We start from the raw sequence: 22,526 nt of genomic DNA, 5'->3' as shown, positions 1-22,526 counted from the left end.
AGAACACCATGGAGACCGTCACCCTCAACAACGGCGTCGAGATGCCCATCATCGGCTTCGGCGTCTTCCAGATCCCCGACACCGAGACCCAGGCCGCCGTCGAGGCCGCGCTCGCGGCCGGCTACCGGCACCTCGACACCGCAGCCTCCTACGGCAACGAGGAAGCCGTCGGCGCCGCGATCAAGGCCAGCGGCATCCCGCGCGAAGAGCTGTGGGTCACCACCAAGCTCTGGATCCAGTACGCCCCCACCGGCAGCGTGGAGGACAACACCCTGCGGGCGTTCGAGGCGTCGCTGACCCGGCTCGGGCTGGACTACCTCGACCTGTACCTGATCCACCAGCCGCTCGGCGACTACTACAGCGAGTGGCGCGCGATGCAGAAGCTGTACGCCGAGAAGCGCGCCCGAGCGATCGGTGTCTCGAACTTCCACCCCGACCGCCTGGTCGACCTCATCGAGAACAACGAGATCGTCCCAGCGGTGAATCAGATCGAGACCCACCCCTTCCACCAGCGCCGGGTCGACCAGGACCTCATGGGTGAGCGCGGCGTCCAGATCGAGTCCTGGGGACCGTTCGCCGAGGGCAAGAACGACCTGTTCACCAACCCCGTGCTCGCCGCGATCGGCGAGGCGCACGGCAAGTCGGCCGCCCAGGTCGTGCTCCGCTGGCTCACCCAGCGTCAGGTCATCGTGATCCCGAAGTCCGTGAAGCCCGAGCGGATGGCCCAGAACCTCGACATCTTCGACTTCACCCTCACCGAGGAGCAGATGGCCCAGATCGCCACCCTCGACACCGGCGCCAGCCAGTTCTTCGACCACCGCGACCCCGCCATGGTCAGCTGGCTCAACAGCCGCCACGACTGAGACCTTGACCCCGACGCCCCACGCCCACCGACCCCGACCGGTCTCACCATTGGTCGGGCGGCGCGGCCTCCTCCGACTCGGACTCTCCGGCGCTGTCGCCGCCGTAGCAGCCGCATGCGGCCAACGCGAACGGTCACCTCAGAGCAACGGGCAAGACGCCCGGCCGGCCATCCCCGAAGGGAGCCCCACCACGTTCACCGAAGCGAGCCGACCGGCCGACACGAGCCCGCGGGTGCTGCTCGCCTACTTCTCCCGACCCGGCGAGAACTACTACTACGGCGACCGCACCTGGCTCGAGGTCGGCAACACCGAGGTCGTCGCCACGACGATCGCCGAGCTCATCGCCTGCGACGTGTACAAGATCGAAGCCGCTGACCCCTACCCCGACATCTACGACGAGACTGTCGCGCGGAACGTGCGAGAACAGGACCAGGACGCCCGGCCCGAGATCGCCGGCCGTCTGCCCGATGTCAACAGGTACGACGTCGTGCTGCTCGGTAGCCCGATCTGGAACGTCCGTGCACCGATGATCATGTCCACGTTCACCGAGGCCCTCGACCTGTCCGGGAAGACCATCCACCCCTTCACCACCCACGCCATGAGTGGCCTGGGCACCACCGAGCGGGACTACGCCGCCACCTGTCCCGGCGCGTCCATCGGAGAAGGCATCGCCATCCAGGGCGAAGAATCCACGCGAGCCCGGGCACCACTCGGCGACTGGTTACGACGGATCGGGTTGGCAACGGTCTAGCAGCAAGCGCTGGGTCGTCAATCTCCGCTGCATGTCGACATTCGCCACGATGAGTCCATCCACGGCCCCGCGTGGCATATCGAAAGGCCCAGCATCGCCCAACGCGACCATCGTCCAGCTTTGCTGAAACTCCACTCCACTCGGCTCTGTACATTCCGACGCCCGAACAGCAGAGCCCCTGAGCTGGTCGAGCTCGGGCATGGGTTCGACACCTTCCGCAGCTTGGGCGAGCAGTTCATCGTGCCCGCGGGCAGCCGGTGGAGGTCAACCAGGTCGATGCGACGTCGGCCGACGGAGTTCTGCGGGCCGAGCTGACTCAGCTCTGATGCGCGAGGCAGGAGGGTGCAGCAGTTCCGCGATCCAACCGGATGGCAGAATCCCGATGATGACTACGCCGTACTCCCCCGCGGCCGGCTGATCGCGTGGCCTCGCGATCCTGGCGCGACAAACGGATCGACGATCTCCTCGAGGCCGTCTCCGAGCTCGGCATGACGATGTCACGCGCAGCGGCCGGCGAGGTGCTCGATGAGCGCGTCGCCTACGTCGCCGAGCATATGCGCGTCACCGAAGTCACCGCCCGCCGTTACCTCACCGATGAGGCCCTCGCCGGTTTGGCTAGAACGATCGTCTTCGGCTTCGTCGACGAGACCCCTGGGGCGGACCTCATGGGCGCACCGCGAACTGCCGCGGTTCCTGTGAGGTTTGCCGGCCGGGTCTTCGCGGGGCTCGGCGAGGTGGTCCGCATCCTCCTGGTCGAGCGCAACGACCTCGAGCACACCCGCGACAGGGTGGCTCAGCTCGCCCACGCGCAGAGCTGCTTCGGCTTGCTGGTGCACGACCAGGTGGCCACCACTGGCTTCTACGACGAGCCGTCGGTCCAGATGCCCCCTGCCCTTCTGCTCCGGATGGCGCGCATCCTGGAGACTGCCGCGGACCTGGTCGAGGGAGGCCTGATCGGGTACCAGGCCGATCCGACTGAGAGCGCTGGGCTCCCCGAGGCATTCCGCCGCGACGTGCAGTTGATGCGCACCATGGCTGGACAGGAGCCAAGCACGTGACCGCGGCCGCCGCCCGAGTCCTCACCCTGTACGCCACCATCCAGGAGATCCCGCGCGACCACCGCGGCGGCTACACGCTCGGCCGCGACGAGCTGGTCGCCGAAGACGTCGACTACGACCAGGCGCTCGAAGCGGTGCGACGTCGCGTCCCCGAAGGCTGGCGAATCATCGCCCTACGCGTCGAGCGCGACGGGGCCTGACCCCGATCCCCCCCGAACCGGCTGAGCAGTTGCGGCGCCGGCGTTGCCGGGGAACGTGAGTCAGTCGCCGTCGAGGAGTGACCGAATCTCCTCGTGCTCTCGCTCGGGCCAGTCCAGATTCTTGACGCGCTCGAGGTAGGAGTCTCGGCACTCTTCGGCGGTCCACTCCCCCGTGGCCGCGGCCAGGTCGCTCCACGTAGCCCCGGATTTCAGCGCAGGCAAGGGCACGTAGTGCTGCGCGGTGTCGACAGCGTCCTGGATGGCCTCGACCGCGGCGACCAGCGCTGTGAGCACTCGACGGTCGTCGGGGCCGCGATCTGGTCCCAGCGTCGTGGGCATTTGGCCCGGACGTGCTGGAAGTTAGCGATCGCCTCGTCGAGTCCGCCAAACCGCGTGAGCCCACTCCCCCGACAGGTCGAGGCTGACAGTGAAGGTTGACCATCCACCGACTACGGCGGTGAGGGGGTCGGAGTCAGGTTCAGGAGGGGGTGCGAGCTGTCGCTGCTGGCACGCGGCCAGGTCGGAGCAGACATACCTCCACACGCCGCCTTCTTCGATGGGCTGGTAGCGCCGCCATGGCGCTCGCGAACCGGGCGGCGTGGTCGGGTCCACGGGTGTGACGTGGCCGCAGTCCGCGCACGCGGTCGCCTCGGTGACCCCGTGCGCCTGGACGAGCGCGGCGACGGGGTCGACCTCACGGGAGTCGACGTACGGTCCCCACTCACCGCAGCTGCACCGAGCCGCGTGGAGGCGTCCGCCGTATCCTCGGTCTGTTGGGAGCGGACGGTTCGGACGAGGGGGGATGTGGATCGGGAGCGAGCGCACGCGGCCCGCGTTCGGTCATCGAGCCCTCCCGGTCAGGACCGGTGTTGGCCGGGTGGGCGAGCAGCGTCGTACGTACTCCGTCGGGGTGATCTCGCCGACGACGTACTGCACCATGTCGTCGACCTCGGCCCGAGTCGGCTCCCTGCCCTCGCCGTGGGCCTGGGCGAGGTTGCGGACGACTGTGCCTCTCTGCCCCGGGGTGAGGCCGACGAACAACTCGGGCCACTGGGCGGTGACGCTGCGGCCGCTCATTCGCTCGGCGTCTTCCGCTGGGTCTTGGGCTTGCTCGCGGCCGCACGGAACTGGTCGACCTGCGCCTGGAGGCTGCTGCGCTCGGCGCGAAGCTCGTCGAGCTGCTCGCCGAAGCTGGTGCGCAGGTCGGTGAGGCGCTGCTCGCCGTGGCTGCGTTCGCGTTCGACTTCGGCGCGGGCGGCGTCGCGTTCGGCCCGGGCTGTAGCTTCGCCGGCGCGGAGCTCTCCGATCTGCTCGCGAAGCTCGTCGACCTGGCTTCGTGCGGTGTCGACCTGCTCGCGAGCGGCGGCGGCTGCCTGCTCGGCGCGGTCGGCGCGGGCGGTCTCGGCGGTGGCTCGCTCGACGGCGCCCCGCGCGCGCTCGTCGGCCTCGGCGCGGGCGGCTTGCGCGGTGTCGAGCTCTTCGGCGAGGTGGTCGCGCTCCCCCTCGAGGACGGTGATGCGCTCCTCGAGACGGGTCTGCAGCGAGGCGAGTTCGTTGCGCAGCGCGGCGACGGTGGCCGCCGCCTCGGCCGCGGCCGCGGCCGCGGCTTCTCGGGTGCTGGTGAGTTCCTCCTGCAGGGCGGTTGCCTCGTTTTGATAGCCGTCGGCCTGAGCGCTGACGTCGGCCAGCTCCGCCTCCAGGCGGGCGACGGCCTCGGTGGACTCGACCGCGGCGGCGTCGGCCTCCTCGCGCTCGGCCTCGGCGCGGCGCTGGGCCTGCTCGGCACGAGATGCGCGGGCGGCCGCTGCCGCGATGCGCTCCTCGGCTTCGGTGGTGACCGACTCGATCTGAGCCTCGGCCGCGTCGAGGTCGCCAGCGGTGCGGATCTCCTCGATCGCTCGGGGCAGTTGGTCCAGGAACAGCTCGGCCATCCCGGTGAGCTGCGCGACGAGTTCGCTGGCCTTCTGGCGGGCCGCCTCGACAGGCCGCGCCTCGTCGCCGGCACCGCGAGCATCGGCCTGGCCGGCGTCCTTGAGGCGCTGGCGCTCCCGCCACGCCGATGCCCGGTTATGGCTGGGGTCGTCGCAGTACTCCGGAGGTCGGCCGGTTCCGGCGTCGCCTGCGGCCGCGGGGCGGTCGCAGCGGGGGAAGCGGCACGTTCGCTGCTCTGTCTGCTGCACCTGTTCGCTCATAACGTCACAATACCATTACGTTAGGCGTAACGAAACAGAATGACGTAACGAAAGACGAAACACGCCCGCTGAGCGGACATCGCCCGTCGCGGGCGCCCGGCTTGACGGAATTCCGGGACATGTGTCGGTGGGGCGTGCGATGCTCGCGCCCAGAGAGCCCGCCGGTGACCCGAGACGCCTGCGGGCTCTCAGCATGTCCAGTCGTAGATACGGCCTCCCTCCCGTCCGGGAAGCCGCGGCCCGGGCAGAGCCGTCACCTAACCCAGGCGGGTGGGGCTCAGATCCCCCTGGCATCAGCTGTCTCGGCGGGCTGCCTTCCGGATCTGCGAGGTGAAGTCAGCGACGGCCTCGCCCAGGGAGACCGGTGCGGAGTCGTCTGCAAGTTGGTCGAGCAGCTCCTCGGTCGGTTCTCCGAGCTGTGGTGCGCCGTAGGCATCCCACGCATCGACGGCACGGTCGAATCGCGCGTAGGCCGCGGAGTCGCTGGGCGCTGCCGCCTGCAACCAAACGGACGCCGTCGTTGTCACCAGATGCGCGTGTCGGGCCGCTTCGTCGTCAGTCGCTCGGAGTACCTCACGTGCCGCACGGCGTAACTGGACGGCGACGTCGTCGGGTGCGGGCCCGACGAGTGTCGGAGCGACGTACGCGTCCCAAGCGCTGGTGGCGACGACCAGACGACGGTACGCCTCGGTGTCGACCTTCGCGCGGCGCCAGGCGGATGCCGCCATCGCCACCTGCCGCTCGAGCAGGGCCGCCTCGTCGTCCATGGCCAGCAAGTGTCGACCACCGGGCGCCCACGCGGAAGACCATCCGCGCCCTACCCCACTCACCCCGAGGTGAAGAGGGTCGCCCGCGGCTGTCCGATCCGGCTCGCGCCCGGTTGCTTCTCCGCGTCAGAGCACACGCCTCAGAGGAGAAAAACCGTGATGAACCAGTCCCCGAACGACTCGACCTTCGCCGCCGGAGGTCCCCATGCTCACCCGGTCGTCGCGCTGCGGGATCAGCTGACGCTGACCCTGACGGCCGCGAAGCAGCTCAGGTCGATTCTCTCCACGGTGGACGACCCCGGTCGCGGGTTCGGTGAGCACCGATGAACGAGCGCGAGGTGCTCGCGGCCGCCGACGCGGTCTTCGACGCGGAGCGCGCGCTGCGGCGTGCCGCTGACGCCGTCGACGAGCTCGGCGACCTTGCCGCGTCGTCACTGCGGGTCCTCGACGATGCCGCGGCCGACGCCTTCTACGCCCACCAGGAGGAGCGGCGGGACTTCTACCTGGAGTCCGCTGGCGACCATTTGATGCGGTTGCGCAACAGGTCCGGCCTGATGAACGAGCTCGGTGAGGACCTCAGCCGCCACCTCGCCGCCGCCGGCAGCGCCATCGAGCGCGCTGGTGACGAGCTCGCCCGCGGCACCGACGGCGACGACCGTGACACAGATGTCAGGGCGTTGCGAACCCAGGTCGACGTACTGAGCGAGGTCGTGGCGCTGGCGCGGCCGGTCGCGGAGCAGATCACCCACCACGCCCAGCACGCCGCAGAGTCCGCGGCCGCGACCGAGGCGCTGATGCTCCTCGACTCACGGGTCCACCAAGCCGTGCAGGAGGTGACCCGGGCAGACGAGGGCGTGTCGATGATGCGGTCGGTGATCGAGAGCGCACGATCGCGGGCGCGGACCTCAGCGGCGCTCGCCGGTTCCCTCAGCTACGCGGTCACCCACCCGCCGACGTCCACGCCGGGCTGCTGGGACGCGACCAGCAAGTCGTGGTCCAGCGGTCCCCCGCAGCAGGCTCATCAGCCCGGAAAGCCGGCCGACCCCGGCATCGCGATCTGAAAGGAAGGGTGCACGCGCCATGGGCGATCGCACACCGATCGAAGCCGTCGTCTACTCCTGCCCACCGGAGCGAGTGAACGCCGTCCTCGAGGTCTTCGAAGAGTTCGGCCTGGGAAACGAGTTCGTGCTTCCCGGCGCCGACCAGCCAGGACCCAGCGATCGGCGAAGTCTCAAGTTGGGTCGGGGGTACATCCACAGCGACATCTCGGTCGGGTCCTGCGCCGAGATCGCGGCGGTACTGCCCCCCGAAGCGGCTTGGAAGGTCTGGGAGGACCCGAAGTACGAGCACCTCGGCGAGGTGCACCTGAACCACCCCGACCTGGGCGTCTTCGTCGCCGACTGTGACGCACAGGGGCACCCGGTGTTCACCAGCGAGCAGATCTACCGCCTCATCGAACGCACCGACGCGGACCGCGTTCAGTTGGGGCACCTGACGGGCCGTACCTGGGAGATCGCGCTGGAGCAGCTCGACGCGGCGAACAAGGAGATCGTCATCCCCGCCGACGCGCCCCCTGCGTCAGCGCCACTGCAAGCCGTCGCGCTGAACCAGCTCGCGGCGGGACCGTCGCGCTGGATGCCCCCAGACGCGCCGGGGCAGGAACGCTCGCGGCCGGCCGCAGATCGGTAGCCGCCCGGCTGTCCGATCCGGCGCCCGGCCGGTTGCTTCTCCAGGAAACGTCACCGATCTGAACAGGTGGGTCCACGATGAACAACACCCTCAAGATCCGCTCGCACGACGAGCTGATCGCGTACGTCCCGCACCTGCTGGGCTTCCAGAAGATCGAGTCGAGCATGGTGTGCCTCGCGCTCGGCGGCGGGCCCACTTCGCGCGTTGACCTTCCCGACTCCCCCGAAGCGATGGGCATATTCCTGGATCAGATGTCCGACGTCTACCTGCACCGGCACCCCACTCGTCGGGTCGCACTCATCGCGTTCGGCGAGGACGGACGGTCCTGCATCGAGGCTCTCTCCGCACTGCGCGAGACGCTGGTCAACCACGACCGGGGGCCCGACGTCGGGCCGATGCTCTGGGTCAACGGCGAAGAGTGGTTCGATGTTCTGACCGGTACCAGCGGCAGCGTCAACCCGTCGACCCGCGACCGGATGGCCGCGGAGTTCGCCCTGATGGGTCGGGCCATGCCGGTCGCCACGCGAGCGGATCTCGCGGCCGGGATGCAGGGCGACCCCACCGCAGTCGCCGAGCACCTGCCGGCGGCCGAGGCACGCGTTCTGGACATGGACGCAGGTACGCTCCAAGCCGAGGTCGGGTGGTTGGGCGCACGGCTTGACCAGTTCCAGAGCGACCGGGAGTACCTCTCCGACGTCGACGCGGCGCGCGCCCTAGCAGTGATCCACGACAGTGGAGCTCGGAACGCGGCCGAGATACGGATGACGCGTGAGAACGCGCCGGTCTACTCGGAGTTCTGGCACGATCTCGTACGTCGCGCGCCGAACGAAGTGCGCGATACGCCAGCAGCGATGCTGGCGCTCAGCTCCTACCTGGAGGGCAAGGGGGCGCAGGCCTGGGTTGCGCTCGATCAGATCTCAGAAGCGCGGCCGCCGCTGGCCGACCTCGTCGCGACCGCCCTCGAGCAGGCGATCGACCCGCGCGAGTGGGAGCGCGCACTTCAGCAGCCGGCCCCAGGTGCTCTGATGCAGCAGGCTGCACTGCGCGACACGAATCCGTCGGAGCGCCGCTCCCACGACCAGGACGGCCGCAACACCTACGGGGTCGACGGCCCGGAGTCGTCGGCACCCGGCCGTTGAGCAGAACGGAGAACAGCCCCGTGCAGAACACTCGCTCGCGATTGGAGAAGCGCCTCGCGCAATTCCTCGCCACCACTCCCCCGTCGGATGCGCACCCCGCGACGGGACAGGCCCGGATCGACGTCGTCTACCTCTCCGGAGACGACCAGGACCGCCTCGACAGGTGCCTGCGCGAGTAGGCGAATCCCGGTCCTGTCAAGGTCCACACCTGAAACCTGTGGATAACCAGCCGGTATCCACAGGCCGACGGCGATGCGGTTGCGCTGTCGGGGGTTCGGTGCACACTCAGAGAGAAGTGTCGGCGCGTTCGGGTCGTGCCGGCCGGTGGGGCACTCAGGAAGGGGTCCCACCACGAGGGGACGTGAGGAACATGCGGACGTCGACCAAGGTGATCCGCCTGTGCGCCGTCGTGCCGGCCGGGCTCGCCGGCAGCTTCGTCGCGGTCATCGGCTTGGGGTTCCTGCCCGACGCCGGCCTAGTGATCGCGTTCCTGGGCACGCTGCTGTTCTCGCTGGTCTTGGCGTGCGGCTGGTTGGAGGCACCTGCTACCCGGGTCTTCGGGTTTGCGCGGGGCTCTCGTCCCGGTGAGCGCGCCGTCCTCGCACCGACACTGGCGCTGCTCGAGAAGATCGATCTCGTACCGGCTCGCGTGCTGGTGCGGCTCGAGGACGACGAGAGGCTGCCGGCTTCCCCGATCGGGCGCGGAACGGTGATCGTGGAGCCGTGGCTCGTGCAGGGTCTGTACGAGCGGCGGCTGACACACGAGGATGCCGCGACGGCCATCGGGCACGCGGTCGCGAGTCAGCGGGTCGGCCCGGCGCGGTTCGACCTGGCGGCTCGCCTGTGGGCGCTGCCGTGGACGCTGGTGTACGTCGTGGTGCGCCAGACCGCGCGCATCTTCTCGTGGGTACCCGCGGCCGAGTTTGCCTGGCATCTGCGGGTCGTGGTCGGTGTGGTCGTCGTCTTCCAGGGTTTCCAGCCCGGTGGGGATCCCGCCCTCGGGGTGGCGACCGGTCTGCTCGTGGCGATCAGCTACGTCGCACCGGCAGCTGACCGGGCCTGGCGCGCGGCGGTGCAGCGCGACGCTGACCGCATCGTCGCCAAGCGTGGTCTCGCGGGCTCGTTGATCCAGCTCGCGCAGTGGCAGCACGGCTCCGCGTCCTTGGAGCGGGTGCAGCGCATCAGGGCGGCGGCCACAGAGCAGAAGGAAAAGAAGGTCGAGGTAGCGAATCGTGATGAGCCTGGTGCGCTGGTGCTGGCACACCCCACCGCGCTCCGCTGACCCCGCAGGAAGGACGACTGTTCATGGAGCATGACCTGCATCTCCAGGCTGACCTGTTCTTCGGGCCCTGCAACGACCCGGACTGCCCAGGAGCAGCCCTCGCCGCACGCCAGCCGCAGCTGGAGCTCGTCTGGCCGACCCGCGCCCAGGAGCGTCTGATCGAGGACGGCGACGAGTGATCCGGCTGCTTCAGGCGGTCGCGCTCCGCTCCCCCGCCTGCGCCCGCAACTAAGCGGCTTCGATGGACTCGAGCGCCGGCAGTGCGTCGACGACCGCCATCGTCTCAAGTGAGACGGTGACGACGCGGGCCACGAGGTCGAGGATGTAGCGAGGGTTGCCGACTTCGCGCGCCCAAGCGTTGGGGTCGTTGACGATCCGGGAGTTCTTGTCGGTCTTGATGTGATAGCGGTCGATGATCCAGTCCAGGGCGGACCGGCTTCCGAGCCGGTAACGGTGGGCGTCCGCGGGGATGCCGGCAAGAGTGATGTTGTCGTTGAACCGGATCGAGGTGTGGTCCTTGTCGGCGCCGCTGCCGAGGTAGCGCATCTTCTTCTCACCCACGGCGTAGAAGTCGTAGGGATCGCCCATGGGGCTGGTGTCGAGCCCGGAGAGGGGGTAGAGCTGTGCCGTCTCGTAGTCGCGGTGGATCTCGTACAGGGCGCGGCCGGCGGCCGCGAAGCCGGCGAAGTCGACGACGAACGGGATCCGGGGCAGGGACTTCTTCAGGTCTGCGGCGTACGCCTCGCGGTAGGTCGATGAGTGAAGGACCCCATAGACGTAGTGGAAGACGTCGTCCTTGGTGATGTCCAGGGCGGGGTAGGTCGCCTGGAAGCGCTGGAGCGCGGCGTCGGTGATGTTGTCGATGCGGCGGTAGCCGTCGACGACGACGTCGTCGGCCTTGTCGTGGGCGGTGCCGAAGTCGAGCGTGCCGTCGTCGGGTTCCCCGATCGGCTCGTAGCGCCAGCGGGCGAAGAACTGGCCGGTGTCGAGCAGGTGCAGGTCGGGGATGGCGTCGGTGGCGATCGCGCCGAACTCGTAGTGCGAGGAAACTCCGGTGAGGAGCACGCCGTGGTTGGGGTGTGCTGGGGTGGGAAACGCCTCGGGCAGACGGCGGCGGTCCTCGTTGAGGTCGGCGGAGAAGTAGACGTGTTGGCGGAGGAACGGCCGGTAGAGCGCGACCCGGTGGGCGTCGACTTCCACCGCGAGGGGCTGATGCTGGGCGTACTTGCTCAGCAGTCGGCGGGACCAGCTGATCGACCGCGGATCGCGGGGGACGTCGCTGGGAGGCATGTCGGCGTCGAGCGCTCTGGTGTAGGTGGCCACCAGGGTTTCGACGCTGGAGGTGAGCGCGTCCTTGCTGGCGTTGTAGACCCAGACGTCGCGGTTGGTGGTCAGGCCCTTGGACGTGCTGCCGAAGATCGAGCCCTCTCCTCCTCGCTCGTGGAGGGGCATGAAGGTGCCGAAGTCGCTGCGGCGCTGGTTGAGCCAGTCGCCGTGCTCGTCGGGAACGATGACCTCGGCGTTGGTGCCGAGGATCGAGCCGGCGGCGACGATCTCGGCAACCTTCTCGTGTGCGGTGGTGAAGTCGCTGACCTGGGCGTAGCGGAGGGTGCATTCGCCGGTGCGGGTGTCGTCCTTGACCATGACGACGATGGCGATGCCGGCGATCGAGCCGCCCGATCCCTTGGCGTAGGCCTCGAAGATGGGGCGGCCCTCGGCGCCGGCGTTGCGGCGGTTGCCACGCAGGTTGAAGACGTGGATGGCGGCGAACTCGTCGTACAGCGACTTGCGCATGCCGTCGGCGGAGTTGGAGGTGAGGAACCCGCCGTTGGTGACGTATGCGATAACCCCGCGCTGCCCGATCCTCAGTGAGGCCCACTTAATGGCGCGCACGTAGGAGTCGTACAGGCCGCGGATGGAGGTCGTGGCCGACTGGGCGGCGTAGGTCGACCGGATGGCGGCGTCGATGCTGGCGTAGGCGGTGTTGGCGTTGTCGTCGTTGGCGGACGTCTGACCGACCGAGTACGGCGGATTCCCGACGATCACCGTGATCGGCAGTTGTCGTTGCCTGGCGATGCGCTCGTTGTTCTCGGGGAAGATGTCGAGGTCGTCGCGGTCGCCGTCCTCGTAGGACTGGAAGGTGTCGGTGAGGACGAGGCCGGGGAATGGCGCGGCCTGGCCGTCGCGCACGTTCTCGGCGTAGGTGGTCTCGATGTTGACCGCGGCGATGTAGTAGGCGAGGAGCAGGATCTCGTTGGCATGCAGCTCGTTGGCGTATTTGCGGGCCAGGTCGTGCGGCGAGATGAGGCCGCTTTGCAGGAGCCGGACGATGAAGGTGCCGGTGCCGGTGAACCCATCGAGGATGTGTACGCCCTCGCTGGTGAGCCCTTGGCCGAACTCCTGGCGCAGCACCTCGTCGACGGAGCGGAGGATGAAGTCGACGATCTCGATGGGGGTGTAGACGATGCCGAGCCGGTCGACGGTCTTCTTGAAAGCGGTGGCGAAGAACTTGTCGTAAAGCTCGACGATGACCCGTTGCTTGCCTGTGGCGTCGGTGACGCCCTCAACGCGGCGGCGCACGGAGCTGTAGAACTTCTCGAGCTGCTGGTTCTCGGCCTCGAGCGCGTGCTCGTCGAGGCTGGCCAGCATCAGCTCCATGGTCTTGGCGACCGGGTTGTGGGCGGTGAAGTCGTAGTTGGCGAACAGGGCCTCGAAGACCGGCCTGGTGACGAGGTGTTGGGCGAGCATCTCGATCGCCTCGTGGGCAGTGATGGACTCGTTGAGGTTGCCGCGCAGGCCCTTGAGGAACTCGCTGAACTCCATGGCGGCGGGCGAGGTCGGGTCGGTGAGTAGTCCGTGGATGCGGGTGATGTGGGCCTGGGCGATGTCGGCGACGTCCTTGGCCCAGGTCTCCCAGTAGCGCCGTTCGCCGACCTTGCGCACGATCCGGGCGTACATGGCGTCGCGGAAGCCGTCGAAGCCGTAGTCGAGGGCCAGCTGCTCCGACCCGGGCTCGCGTTCGTCGCCTCTCTCGGTGAGGTCGACGCCGTCCTCGGACGGGGGTCGGGGGGTGACGTCGACGATGTCGAGCCGGGGTGACTTGCCCTTGTTGAGCTCGACGCTGTTGATCATCGCGTGGAACCGGTCGTCGTGGGACCGCAGTGCCTGCAGGACCTGCCAGACGACCTGGTAACGCTGGTTGTCGTTGAGCGCCTCCGCCGGAGCGACGCCGGACGGCACGACGACAGGCAGGATGATGTAACCGAGCTTCTTGCGGCCGGTCGGGTCCTTGCGCATCACCCGGCCCACGGACTGGACGACGTCGACCTGGCTGCCGCGCGGGGTGAGGAACATGACCGCGTCCAGCGCGGGCACGTCGACGCCCTCGGAGAGGCATCGTGCGTTCGTGAGCACGCGGCAGGTGCCCTCGCCGGGCTCGGCCTTGAGCCAGTCCAGGTGGGTGTTGCGCTCGTGGACGCCCATGGTGCCGTCGACGTGGAACGCCTGCACCCGAATGTGGTTCCTGTCCTCGTCTGCGTCCTCGAGTGCACGCTCGACGAGCGCTGGGAATGCTTCAGTGGCGGCCTTGGAAGATCGGATGTCCTTGGCGAACGCGACCGCTCGGCGCATGGGGCTGCGGTCTTCGCCTTCGCTGTGCTCGGGGCCGTAGTTCTTCGCCAGGCCGTTCCAGCACCCGATCAGCTTGGCTGCGTCTCCGAGCTGGATCTCCCCGCCTTGGGCCATCGCGCTCTGGAAGTTGCCGGCGACGTACTCCTCGTCGACCGCGAGCACGAGCACCTTGTAGTCGGTGAGCAGGTCCTGCTCGACGGCCTCCCCGAACCCGAGGCGGTGGAACTCGGGACCGTACGTCGTCTCGTCGCCCATGTCGGCGAGCACGGCCTCGGCCTCGGTGGCCTTGCGCTTGACGTCCTCTCCGAACACGCGCGGCGTGGCGGTCATGTAGAGCCGTCGGGCTGCCTTGAGGTAGTCGCCGTCGTGCACCTTGACGAAGCTGGAGTCGTCTTGGCCGGCCAGGGTGACGCCGGTGGTGCGGTGGGCCTCGTCGCACACGATCAGGTCGAACCCGCCCAGGCCGAGCTGCTGGGCCTGGGCGACGACGTCGATGGACTGGTAGGTGGCGAACACGACGGTCATGCGCTGCTTGGCGTGCCGGCCGGCCTGGGTGCGCTGGTAGAGCGTCGGCGCGTCGGTTGTCGCCGGCTCGGTGAGATCCACGGTGGAGAGGTCGCCGTCGTCGGACTTCGCGGTGCGGCGCCCGACCCGGACGTCGGAGCACACGGCGAAGGGCCGGATGTCGACCTCAGCCTGGGCCATCCACTCCCGCAGCGACTGGGAAAGCAGCTGGATGGAGGGCACAAGGAACAGCACGCTGCCGCCCTCGCCGACCAGCTGCTCGGCGATCTTGAGGGAGGTGAAAGTCTTGCCGGTGCCGCAGGCCATGACGAGCTTGCCGCGGTCGTGCCCGGCGAAGCCCGCGTGCACCGCGTCGATGGCGGCCTTCTGGTGAGCTCGGAGCCGGTTGGCGGCGCTGACGACCACCTGGTCGGGCTTGGTCCAGGTGTACTGGGACCAGTCGATCCGGGCGTCGTTGAGGTAGTTGATGTCGATGCGCTGGACGACACCTTCCAGCGTCTCCTCCGCGTTGCCGGTCCAGCCTGCCGCGGTGTCGAACACGTAGCGGGCGGTGAACTCCGCGCGGGCGGAGGCGGAGACGAAGGAGTCGATGTCGGACTTGGCGACCTTGTGGTTGGCTTCGTAGAGCTTGCACTGGATGGCGGCGAGACCGTCGCGGTCGCGGTGCTCGGCGACGAGATCGATGCCCGTGTCGGTGCGTCCCGCGCGGCCGGGCCATTCGGTCCACAACCACACGTTGGAGAACCGGGCCGTCCACTCCGGGTCGGTGGTCAGGTACGCCTTGATGAGTCGTTCGAACTTGTCGCCCTTGTCCCGCTCATCGAGCGAGGCGGCGCGCAGCTCGCCCAAGACGTCGTGGATGGTGGACATGGTTGGCAGTTTCTCAGGTCCGTCACGGTGGCCGCAGCAGCACCGGCGCATCCGGTGTGGCGTCCGGTGCTCGTGGGCTACCTGCCGAGGGGGCTCCTGGGATGGCCCTTGCGGCTTACCGTGCCTGGCGGCGCCGAGACTGTTCGCTCGGCGGGACTGCCTGGTCAGTGGTTGGCAACCGGCGGGAGCGGCGGCATGTCCTGTGTGACGACCCACGTCCAGACCGCGGTGCCGGTGTCGTTGGCGATCTGGGCGGCGGTGTCGCGGTCCTCGTCGCTGGTGAGCACGAACGCCGCGGTCGGCGTCTCGGTGTCAGTGAACACCAGGGAGGCCATGGGCTTGTCAGGAGCCAGGTTGTAGCGCAACGACTTGGTGAACCTGCGGCGCGCGTTGAGTGCGGCGTCGAGGAGCAGCTTGTCGCGCAGCGACTCATACGGGAGCCAGCGCTCGTCGGTCATGACGAGGGAGATCTCTTCGGCGGTGGCCAGGCCGGCGCGGCCCACGGAGAAGGTCGCGATCACCATCAGGTGTCCAGCCTCGTTGGCCCGTACCAGTTCGAGCTCGTCTCCGAACCGCTTGTGGAGTCGGTCGTGCAGCTTGTCGTCGACCATGAGCGGGGCGTCGGGCATGTGCTTGATGACGAGCTTGTGCCCGAACCGTGCCGGCGCGATCGCTTTGAACTCGCCGATGAGCATCATGAACTGCTGGGCGGTGCCGTGCTGCTGCATCGGTGCCCATGCCGAGAGGCGCCGCGCGGCGATATCGGTCTTCTTCTCGGCGTTGAACGGCTCGGGGACGTAGAGCCGCGTGGCAAGCGGCTTGCCCTTGGTGAACTTCCCTCGGGCGGCCTGGCGCAGGTACCAGGACACGATGCGCCAGTTGCGCTTGCCGTCCATGCCCGGCGTCCAGGTCGCCAGGTCGGCTTCTTGCCACAGGTAGTGCAGGACGGCGCGGAGGGTCAGGCGGTTGGGGTCGGCGGCGACGGAGTCGGCCACTGCCCCGCTTCCGGCGCCGGTCGGGGCGGCTCGCTCGGCCTTGGACATGCGGAACCCGAGCTTGATGGCGGTCAGGCCGCTGTCGGCTTCTTCGGTGATCGCGCTGCCGAGGACCTGACCGAGCCCGGAGAGCCCTTCGGGCGGGAGGTAGGAGGCGCAGCGAGGTGCGTGCTCGAGGCCGGAGTCGGGCATCCGTTTGATGACGTACTTGTCGGGCCCGATCTTGGCGACGTACATGGCGACACCGTCGGGGCGGCACAGGCACAGGGGCCGGACCCGGTCGGTGTGCGCAGCAGCGAGAAGCTGCTGCACGTCGGGGTTGTTGGTGTGGGTGATCCGGCGGCCATAGAGCTCGAAGGTCTGCCGGTCACCGGAATGGTCGTTGCTGTGGTCCGCCCGGCTCGTTGGCGGGGCGCTGTGTGTCGTGGTCATGCCTAGAAAGGCAACGAGCCCGCGCACGAATCGGACGCCACCCGGGAGTCCTGGGAACTTTTTCCACATTTTCGCTCCGAGCTGTCCGATCGTCGGCCCGGGTGGGTGCCTTTCCTGGTGAGGACGGTGGTGAGCCGTGGCGTGGGTGCCGCGGCCGGCGTCCTCACCAATGGGTTGGAGGTGCCGGGAGTGGCGCGACGGCGGGCGAGTGTTGCTGACTCCGATCAACTGACGCTGTGGGATCTTGGTGAGGAGCCAGGTGACCCGGTCGGTGAGGTCACCAGCAGCGAGGGTGAGGGCCACGCTGTCGGCTCACTGCAGGTCGTGACGGAGGAAGGGGCTCGGGATGAACCCGTACGGGACGCGGATGCGGGAGCACTACGCGAAGCATCGGGCCACGGAGTTGGCGGCGATCGCCGATCCGGAGAGCTTCTTCGAGGACCTGGGGCTGCAGATCGAGACAGAGATCGACATGTTGGCGGACCGGATCGCCGGCCCGTCGGACCCGGCGGAGGGCTACCTGGAGCGAGTGGGCCGGCTGACCGAGGCGAGAACGACGGCGGAGTCGGAGGTTCTGCGGGAGCACATGAGGCCGGGCCTGAGGACTCCCCCGAACGCGTAACAGCTGGGACAGACCGCGTCGTAGACGTAGAGGCGACGACCACGACCGCTCCGGCGGTGGAACCTGCCGGCCTGATTCCTTCTGGGGAGTCGCGGCGGTTCCGGCCGGGCTCGCAGCGGGACCTGACGCCGTCGACTCCGCGGGAGCGGCTGACCGCGAACGTGGCTGTGCTGGAGCTGCTTGCCCAGCTCGATGAGGAGAACCGCCTCCCGTCAGCCCAGGAGCAGGGAGTGTTGGCGCGTTGGTCGGGCTGGGGCTCCCTGCCGGAGATCTTCGACGACACCGCCAACCACAACGAGGCCGCGGCCAGAGCGCGGGAGTTGCTGAACGGTCGCGCCCGTGCCGCGGCGGCGCGCACGACACTGAGCTCGCACTACACCGACGCCGCACTGGTCAAGGCGGTTTGGTCGGCGTTGGGCGCGGCTGGGTTCGACAAGGAGGTCGGCGGCCGCGTCCTGGAGCCCGGCTGTGGGTCGGGCACCTTCATCGGGTTCGCGCCTGACCATGTACGCGACGTGGTCGGCATCGAACTGGACCCGACCACCGCCAGGGTCGCGTCCCTGCTCTACCCGGACGCGGACATCCGCGGTGAGTCGTTCGCCGAGACCCGCCTGCCTGAGGGGAAGCGAGACCTGGTGATCGGCAACGTTCCCTTCGCCGACGTCGTCCCGCACGACTCCACCCATAACCGGCTAGGGCTGAGCCTGCACAACTACTTCATCCACAAGAGCCTGCACCTGGTCCGCCCCGGCGGCGTGGTGGCAGTGCTGACCTCACGATGGACGATGGACGCGGCGAACCCGGCCGCCCGTGACGCCTTCGCCGACATGGCCGACCTGGTCACCGCGTACCGGCTGCCGAACCAAACCCACCGCCGGGCCGCCGGAACTGACGTCATCACCGACCTGCTGGTGTTCCGACGCCGTGTCGAGGGAGAGGACCCACTGGACCTCACACCCGGGTGGCGGAACCTGGAGCGATTGCCGGCGTTCCGGGCCGGGACCGGGCTCGAGGACGCCGAGGTCAACCTCAACACCCTGTTCGTCCAGCAGCCGGCCCGGGTGTTGGGTCGCCTGACGTCCCGCTCCGGCCGGTTCGGACCCGAGGTCGCCGTGGAGGGACTGCTGACCAGCGAGGGGCAGAGCCTGGCCGAGCGGGTCGCGGCCGATCTGGAGCGCCACCTGGCTTTCGACCTGTCCAACTACGCCGACGTACGGCCCCTGTTCACCACTCCCCCGGCCCCGACTCGGCCTAACCGCACTCCAGCGGCCACTCCAACACCGAATCCTGCTGCCAGTCCATCGGGGCCGGGATGGCCGGTCCACCGCCCTCGTCGCGGTCCCGGCCAGGAGGAGCCGCTGGTGCTGCCCGGGGCGGTGGTACGGGCCGAGGGCCACATCAGCGTCGGCGAGGACGGCGGCTGGCTGCACGTGCGCGACGGCGTCCCCGAGCCGTTGGAGGTGCCGAAATCGCAGACGAACGAGCTGCGGATGCTCACCGACGTGCGTGACACCGTCGTCACGCTGCTGGAGGCCGAGGCGACCACGCCCCTACCCGGTGACCTGCCGACCGCCGCCACCTTGCCCAAGGGACCGGGAGTCGCGGGCGAGGAGCGGATGGGGGCACTTCGTGAGCGGCTGAACCGGCAGTACGACGCCTACGTCAAGCGGTACGGCCCGATCAACCGGGTCACCAGCCGCAACACCGGCAGGATCGACCCGAAGACCGGTGAGCCGGTGCTCGCACAGGTGCGGCCGCGGCAGGGCGGGTTCCGCGGCGACCCCCACTCCCCTGCCGTGTTCGCGCTCGAGCACTACGACTCCGCGACCGGCACGGCACGCAAGGCCGACATCTTCACGGAGCGAGTCGTCGCACCACGGGTACTGCGCACGCGCGCGGACTCTCCCGCCGATGCGGTGTCGCTGGGCATGGACACCTACGGCGAGCTGCGCACCAGCGAGGTCGCCCGGCTGCTCGGGGTCGATCAGAACCAGGCCGAGACCGAGCTCGAGGCCTTCGCGTTCGTCGACCCCGACACCGTCAAGCGGACCGGGGCCGGCTGGACGGCAGCCTGGGTTCCCCGCGCAGAGTTCCTCTCCGGGAACGTCCGTGCCCGGCTGACCCGCGTCGGAGAGGTCCTCGAGCAGCTCGTCGAGGGCGCCACCGCAACCGGCGATGAGACCGCCCAGCCAATGGTGCGTCGGCTCCAGGCCGCCGAGGCGGCGCTGACCGAGGTGCTGCCCGAGGACCTCGGGCCGACCGAGATCGTGGCCCAGCTCGGCGTGCCGTGGGTGCCGGCCAAGACAGTGGAGCAGTTCCTGCGCGAGACCCTCGATGACCGCACGGTGGAGGTGGAGCATCCGGGCGGGTCGGTGTGGTCGGTGCGGGGCAACCGGCATTCGGTGGCCGCCCGGAACACCTGGGGCACCGAACGTGCCAGCGCTATCGACATCGTCCAAGCGTGCCTGGAACAGCGGCAGATCCGGGTCACTGACGAGACCCCGGACGGGCGACGGATTCCGAACGAGACCGCCACCTTCGCTGCTCAGGAGAAGGCCGAGGAGCTGCAGGAGCGGTTCGCGGCCTGGCTGTGGGAGGACCCCGAGCGGTGTCAGCAGCTGGTTCGCACCTACAACGACAAGCTGAACGCGATCGTGCTGCGCTCCTACGACGTCGACGAGGACAAGCACTACCCGGGCATGGCCCGTGTCCATGAAGGACGTCCGCTGCGGTTGCGTGCGCACCAGCACGCCGCGGTGGCACGAATGGTGGCGCAGCCCTCAGTGTTGTTGGCCCACGAGGTCGGGGCCGGCAAGACCCTCGCCGCAGTGACCGGTGTCTCGGAGCTGCGACGGTTGGGCCTGGTGCGCAAGCCCGCGGTGGTGGTGCCCAACCACATGCTCGAGCAGTTCTCTCGGGAGTGGCTGCAGGCCTACCCGCAGGCCCGGATCCTCACCTGCGGCACCGAGGACCTGGTCAAGGACAAGCGGCGACTGTTCGTCGCCCGAGCCGCGACCGGCGAGTGGGACGCGGTGATCATGTCCCGTTCGGCGTTCGAGAAGATCCCGGTCTCCAAGGACACCGAGGAGGCCTACCTCGACGAGCAGATGATGCAGTTGCGGATGTGGCTGGCCGCCTCGAAGTCCGAGCGCGGGCTGTCGGTGAAGCGGCTTGAGGGCACGCTGGCGCGGGCCGAGGAGCGGCTGAAGAAGCTGCGTGACGTCGAGCGCGACCCCGCGATCACCTTCGAGGCCACCGGGATCGACTACCTGTGCGTGGATGAGACCCACGGCTACAAGAACCTCCGGCTGGCCTCCAACATCCCCGGTGTCGCGGTGGAGGGGTCGAACCGGGCCACCGACCTGGACTTGAAGATGTCCTACCTGCGCGGCCGCCACGGCCGGCGGGTCGCGACCTTCATGACCGCGACCCCGATCGCCAATTCGGTGGCAGAGGCGTACACGATGCTGCGCTACCTCGCCCCCGCTGACCTGGAGGCGGCGGGGATTAGCGACTTCGACACCTGGGCGGCCACGTTCGGGCAGGTTGTCACCGACCTCGAGCTCTCCCCGTCCGGGACGGGTTTCCGGATGAAGGCCCGGTTCGCGAAGTTCAACAACGTCCCCGAGTTGCTGCGGCTGTGGCACCAGGTCGCCGACGTCAAGACCGCCGACGACCTTCATCTGCCCACCCCCGACCTGGAGGGCGGAGCTGCGGAGACGGTGGTGGTCCCGCCGAGCCAGGAACTGGTCGACTTCATGGCCCAGCTGGCCGCCCGAGCCGACCTGGTCTCCTCGCGGGCGGTCGACCCGAGCGAGGACAACATGCTCAAGATCAGCGGCCACGGCCGCGCGGCCGCGCTCGACCTGCGACTCGTCGACCACCAGCTCGACGGCCTGGGCGCGTTCTTGGACCGGGAGCCTTCCAAGGTCGACGCGGTCGCCGAGCGGGTCGCCAGCATCTACCACGACCACGCCGATGTCGCCTTCGGCGCCGACCCAGAGCCGGGCGCCCTGCAGCTGGTGTTCTGCGACCTGGGCACGCCGACCGGAGCGGGTTGGAACGCCTATGAGGAGCTTAAGGCCCAGCTGGTCGCCCGCGGCGTACCGGCGCCGAAGGTGCGGTTCATGCACGAGGCCAACAACGACCGCGCGAAGGCACGGCTTTTCGAGCAGGCCCGCACCGGTCACGTCGCGGTGCTCATCGGGTCGACGGAGAAGATGGGCGTGGGCACCAACGTCCAGCGCCGCGCGGTCGCGTTGCACCACGTGGACTGCCCGTGGCGGCCCGCCGACCTGGCGCAGCGCGACGGCCGGATCATGCGGCAGGGCAACCTGAACGAGTCGGTGCGGGTTTACCGGTATGTCACCGAGTCCAGCTTCGACACCTACCTGTGGCAGACGGTGGAGCGGAAAGCGAAGTTCATCAACCAGCTGATGCGCGGCCGGCTGGATGTGCGTGAGATCGAGGACATCGGCGACTCAGCCCTCTCCTACGCCGAGGTGAAGGCTCTCGCGTCCGGTGACCCGCGGATCATGGAGCTCGCCAAGGCCGAGACGGACGCGACCAAGCTGGAGCGCCTGGAGCGGGCGTGGTCGGCAGCCCAGCGCAGTCTCGCGGCGACGATCCGGGAGGCCGGGCCGCGGCTGGAGCGGCTGGCGACCGACCGTGAGCAGCTGCTGGCAGCGATGCCGCTGCGACGTGACACAGACGGGGATGCGTTCTCGATGCGGATCAACGGTGCGGCGTACGGAAAGCGGGCCGATGCCGCCCCTGCGCTGCAGCGGGCCCTGGTTGCGGTCCAGCCCTATCAGCGCGACCCGCAGCCTCTCGGCGAGGTCGGCGGCCTTCACCTGCAGATGTCCGCGGACTCGTGGATGGGCCAGCCTCGGTACGTCGTGTCGCTCGTCGAGGTCCCGCGGGTCCACCTGCTCGTCGAGGCCGGCGACGTCCGTCAACCGAGCATCGGCCTGGTGACCCGGGTCGAGAACCTCCCCCGGCGCTTGGAGCGGGTGTTCGACGACGTCGAGATGGACACCACCAAGATCAACCGCGAGGCAGAGCGGGCCCAGGCCGGGCTGGTCGACGTGTTCCCGCGCGCCGGCGAGCTCGCCGAGGTGCGTGCAAGGCGCGACCGGCTGGCGGCCGAGCTGGCCGCCGACAGCGCCGAGAAGGCGGCGGGCGAACAGACCACGGGACAGGACTCCGCCACTAACGGATCCCAGCACGACACGCCTGATCCCGGCCCGGCGGGCCAGACAGGCCGGCCCGCGATCGCGCCCCCGCCTCCTCCCTCACGACCGCGGTCGGAGGAGAGTCCGCGGCCGCCCGTCGCTCCGAGGTGGTCGCGGTGAACACGGCGCGAGGTCCGGTTCTCGTCCACAGGCCGCCCGGCGGGGCTGTTCTCCACTGGTTCGGGCGCGCCACACGCACCGCGCTGGCCGACTCTGCTGCACTGGGTAGCGGGGTCGAGCCGAGGCCGACCCCTCTCGAAAGGACCACACCGCAATG

General features: G+C 69.0%; 17 protein-coding genes. 11 read left to right on the top strand and 6 right to left on the bottom strand.

The genetic code is table 11. From position 1 onward, the window contains the following. Window positions 1–8 precede the first annotated feature (8 nt). The 4 genes from MRBLML1_RS22795 to MRBLML1_RS22780 all read left to right on the top strand — a co-directional run bounded on the left by MRBLML1_RS22795 (window position 9) and on the right by MRBLML1_RS22780 (window position 2,872). Window positions 9–863: an aldo/keto reductase gene (locus MRBLML1_RS22795; RefSeq protein ID WP_364520444.1), complete on the top strand. Its 855-nt coding sequence runs from the start codon at window positions 9–11 to the stop codon at window positions 861–863. Between the two features lie 232 nt (window positions 864–1,095). Beyond that, the gene (locus MRBLML1_RS22790; protein ID WP_364520442.1) at window positions 1,096–1,614 is read left to right on the top strand and encodes a flavodoxin; all 519 of its coding nucleotides are present in this window, start codon (window positions 1,096–1,098) and stop codon (window positions 1,612–1,614) included. 422 nt (window positions 1,615–2,036) lie between these two features. Next, window positions 2,037–2,672: a hypothetical protein gene (locus MRBLML1_RS22785; protein WP_364520440.1), complete on the top strand. Its 636-nt coding sequence runs from the start codon at window positions 2,037–2,039 to the stop codon at window positions 2,670–2,672. Then, the gene (locus tag MRBLML1_RS22780; RefSeq protein WP_364520438.1) at window positions 2,669–2,872 is read left to right on the top strand and encodes a hypothetical protein; all 204 of its coding nucleotides are present in this window, start codon (window positions 2,669–2,671) and stop codon (window positions 2,870–2,872) included. The genes MRBLML1_RS22785 and MRBLML1_RS22780 overlap by 4 nt, the downstream gene beginning before the upstream one ends. Window positions 2,873–2,932: 60 nt before the next feature. Here the strand turns inward: MRBLML1_RS22780 and MRBLML1_RS22775 are convergent, their stop codons facing one another. The 4 genes from MRBLML1_RS22775 to MRBLML1_RS22760 all read right to left on the bottom strand — a co-directional run bounded on the left by MRBLML1_RS22775 (window position 2,933) and on the right by MRBLML1_RS22760 (window position 5,831). Beyond that, complete coding sequence (locus MRBLML1_RS22775; RefSeq protein ID WP_364520436.1) at window positions 2,933–3,211, bottom strand: hypothetical protein; 279 nt, start codon at window positions 3,209–3,211, stop codon at window positions 2,933–2,935. A gap of 501 nt (window positions 3,212–3,712) precedes the next feature. Continuing rightward, window positions 3,713–3,949: a hypothetical protein gene (locus MRBLML1_RS22770; RefSeq protein ID WP_364520434.1), complete on the bottom strand. Its 237-nt coding sequence runs from the start codon at window positions 3,947–3,949 to the stop codon at window positions 3,713–3,715. Continuing rightward, complete coding sequence (locus MRBLML1_RS22765) at window positions 3,946–5,064, bottom strand: hypothetical protein (protein WP_364520432.1); 1,119 nt, start codon at window positions 5,062–5,064, stop codon at window positions 3,946–3,948. The genes MRBLML1_RS22770 and MRBLML1_RS22765 overlap by 4 nt, the downstream gene beginning before the upstream one ends. A 293-nt stretch (window positions 5,065–5,357) precedes the next feature. Further along, window positions 5,358–5,831: a hypothetical protein gene (locus MRBLML1_RS22760; protein ID WP_364520430.1), complete on the bottom strand. Its 474-nt coding sequence runs from the start codon at window positions 5,829–5,831 to the stop codon at window positions 5,358–5,360. A 323-nt stretch (window positions 5,832–6,154) separates the two neighbouring features. Between MRBLML1_RS22760 and MRBLML1_RS22755 the strand changes: the two genes are divergently transcribed. From MRBLML1_RS22755 to MRBLML1_RS22730, 6 genes are all read left to right on the top strand, one after another. Further along, window positions 6,155–6,892 carry a hypothetical protein gene (locus MRBLML1_RS22755; RefSeq protein ID WP_364520428.1) on the top strand — a complete coding sequence of 246 codons (738 nt, stop codon included), beginning with the start codon at window positions 6,155–6,157 and terminating at the stop codon, window positions 6,890–6,892. A gap of 19 nt (window positions 6,893–6,911) precedes the next feature. Beyond that, on the top strand, window positions 6,912–7,520 hold the full coding sequence (locus MRBLML1_RS22750) for a DUF3145 family protein (protein WP_364520426.1): 609 nt from the start codon (window positions 6,912–6,914) through the stop codon (window positions 7,518–7,520). Window positions 7,521–7,597: 77 nt separating this feature from the next. Continuing rightward, a complete protein-coding gene (locus MRBLML1_RS22745) occupies window positions 7,598–8,659 on the top strand; it encodes a DUF4192 domain-containing protein (protein WP_364520424.1) in 1,062 nt (353 codons plus the stop codon). A 20-nt stretch (window positions 8,660–8,679) separates the two neighbouring features. Next, window positions 8,680–8,838 (top strand): hypothetical protein, encoded by a 159-nt coding sequence (locus MRBLML1_RS22740; protein ID WP_364520422.1) that lies wholly within the window; start codon window positions 8,680–8,682, stop codon window positions 8,836–8,838. A gap of 191 nt (window positions 8,839–9,029) precedes the next feature. Continuing rightward, on the top strand, window positions 9,030–9,941 hold the full coding sequence (locus MRBLML1_RS22735) for a hypothetical protein (protein WP_364520420.1): 912 nt from the start codon (window positions 9,030–9,032) through the stop codon (window positions 9,939–9,941). 23 nt (window positions 9,942–9,964) lie between these two features. Then, window positions 9,965–10,120, top strand: a complete 156-nt coding sequence (locus MRBLML1_RS22730; protein ID WP_364520418.1) for a hypothetical protein — start codon at window positions 9,965–9,967, stop codon at window positions 10,118–10,120. Between the two features lie 49 nt (window positions 10,121–10,169). Here MRBLML1_RS22730 and MRBLML1_RS22725 read toward each other — a convergent pair whose 3' ends face one another. Together MRBLML1_RS22725 and MRBLML1_RS22720 are read right to left on the bottom strand one after the other, a co-directional pair. Continuing rightward, a complete protein-coding gene (locus MRBLML1_RS22725; RefSeq protein ID WP_364520416.1) occupies window positions 10,170–14,966 on the bottom strand; it encodes a DEAD/DEAH box helicase in 4,797 nt (1,598 codons plus the stop codon). Between the two features lie 164 nt (window positions 14,967–15,130). Beyond that, the gene (locus MRBLML1_RS22720; RefSeq protein WP_364520414.1) at window positions 15,131–16,393 is read right to left on the bottom strand and encodes a DUF1173 domain-containing protein; all 1,263 of its coding nucleotides are present in this window, start codon (window positions 16,391–16,393) and stop codon (window positions 15,131–15,133) included. A 129-nt stretch (window positions 16,394–16,522) separates the two neighbouring features. Here MRBLML1_RS22720 and MRBLML1_RS22715 point away from each other — a divergent pair, with 129 nt between their 5' ends. Then, window positions 16,523–22,369, top strand: a complete 5,847-nt coding sequence (locus tag MRBLML1_RS22715) for an SNF2-related protein (protein ID WP_364520412.1) — start codon at window positions 16,523–16,525, stop codon at window positions 22,367–22,369. Window positions 22,370–22,526 lie beyond the last annotated feature (157 nt).

Source organism: Nocardioides sp. LML1-1-1.1 (genome assembly GCF_040676175.1).
Classification (GTDB): Bacteria; Actinomycetota; Actinomycetes; order Propionibacteriales; family Nocardioidaceae; genus Nocardioides.
Note: the sequence above shows the minus strand (reverse complement) of the source record. Positions and strands in the feature narration are given on the sequence as shown.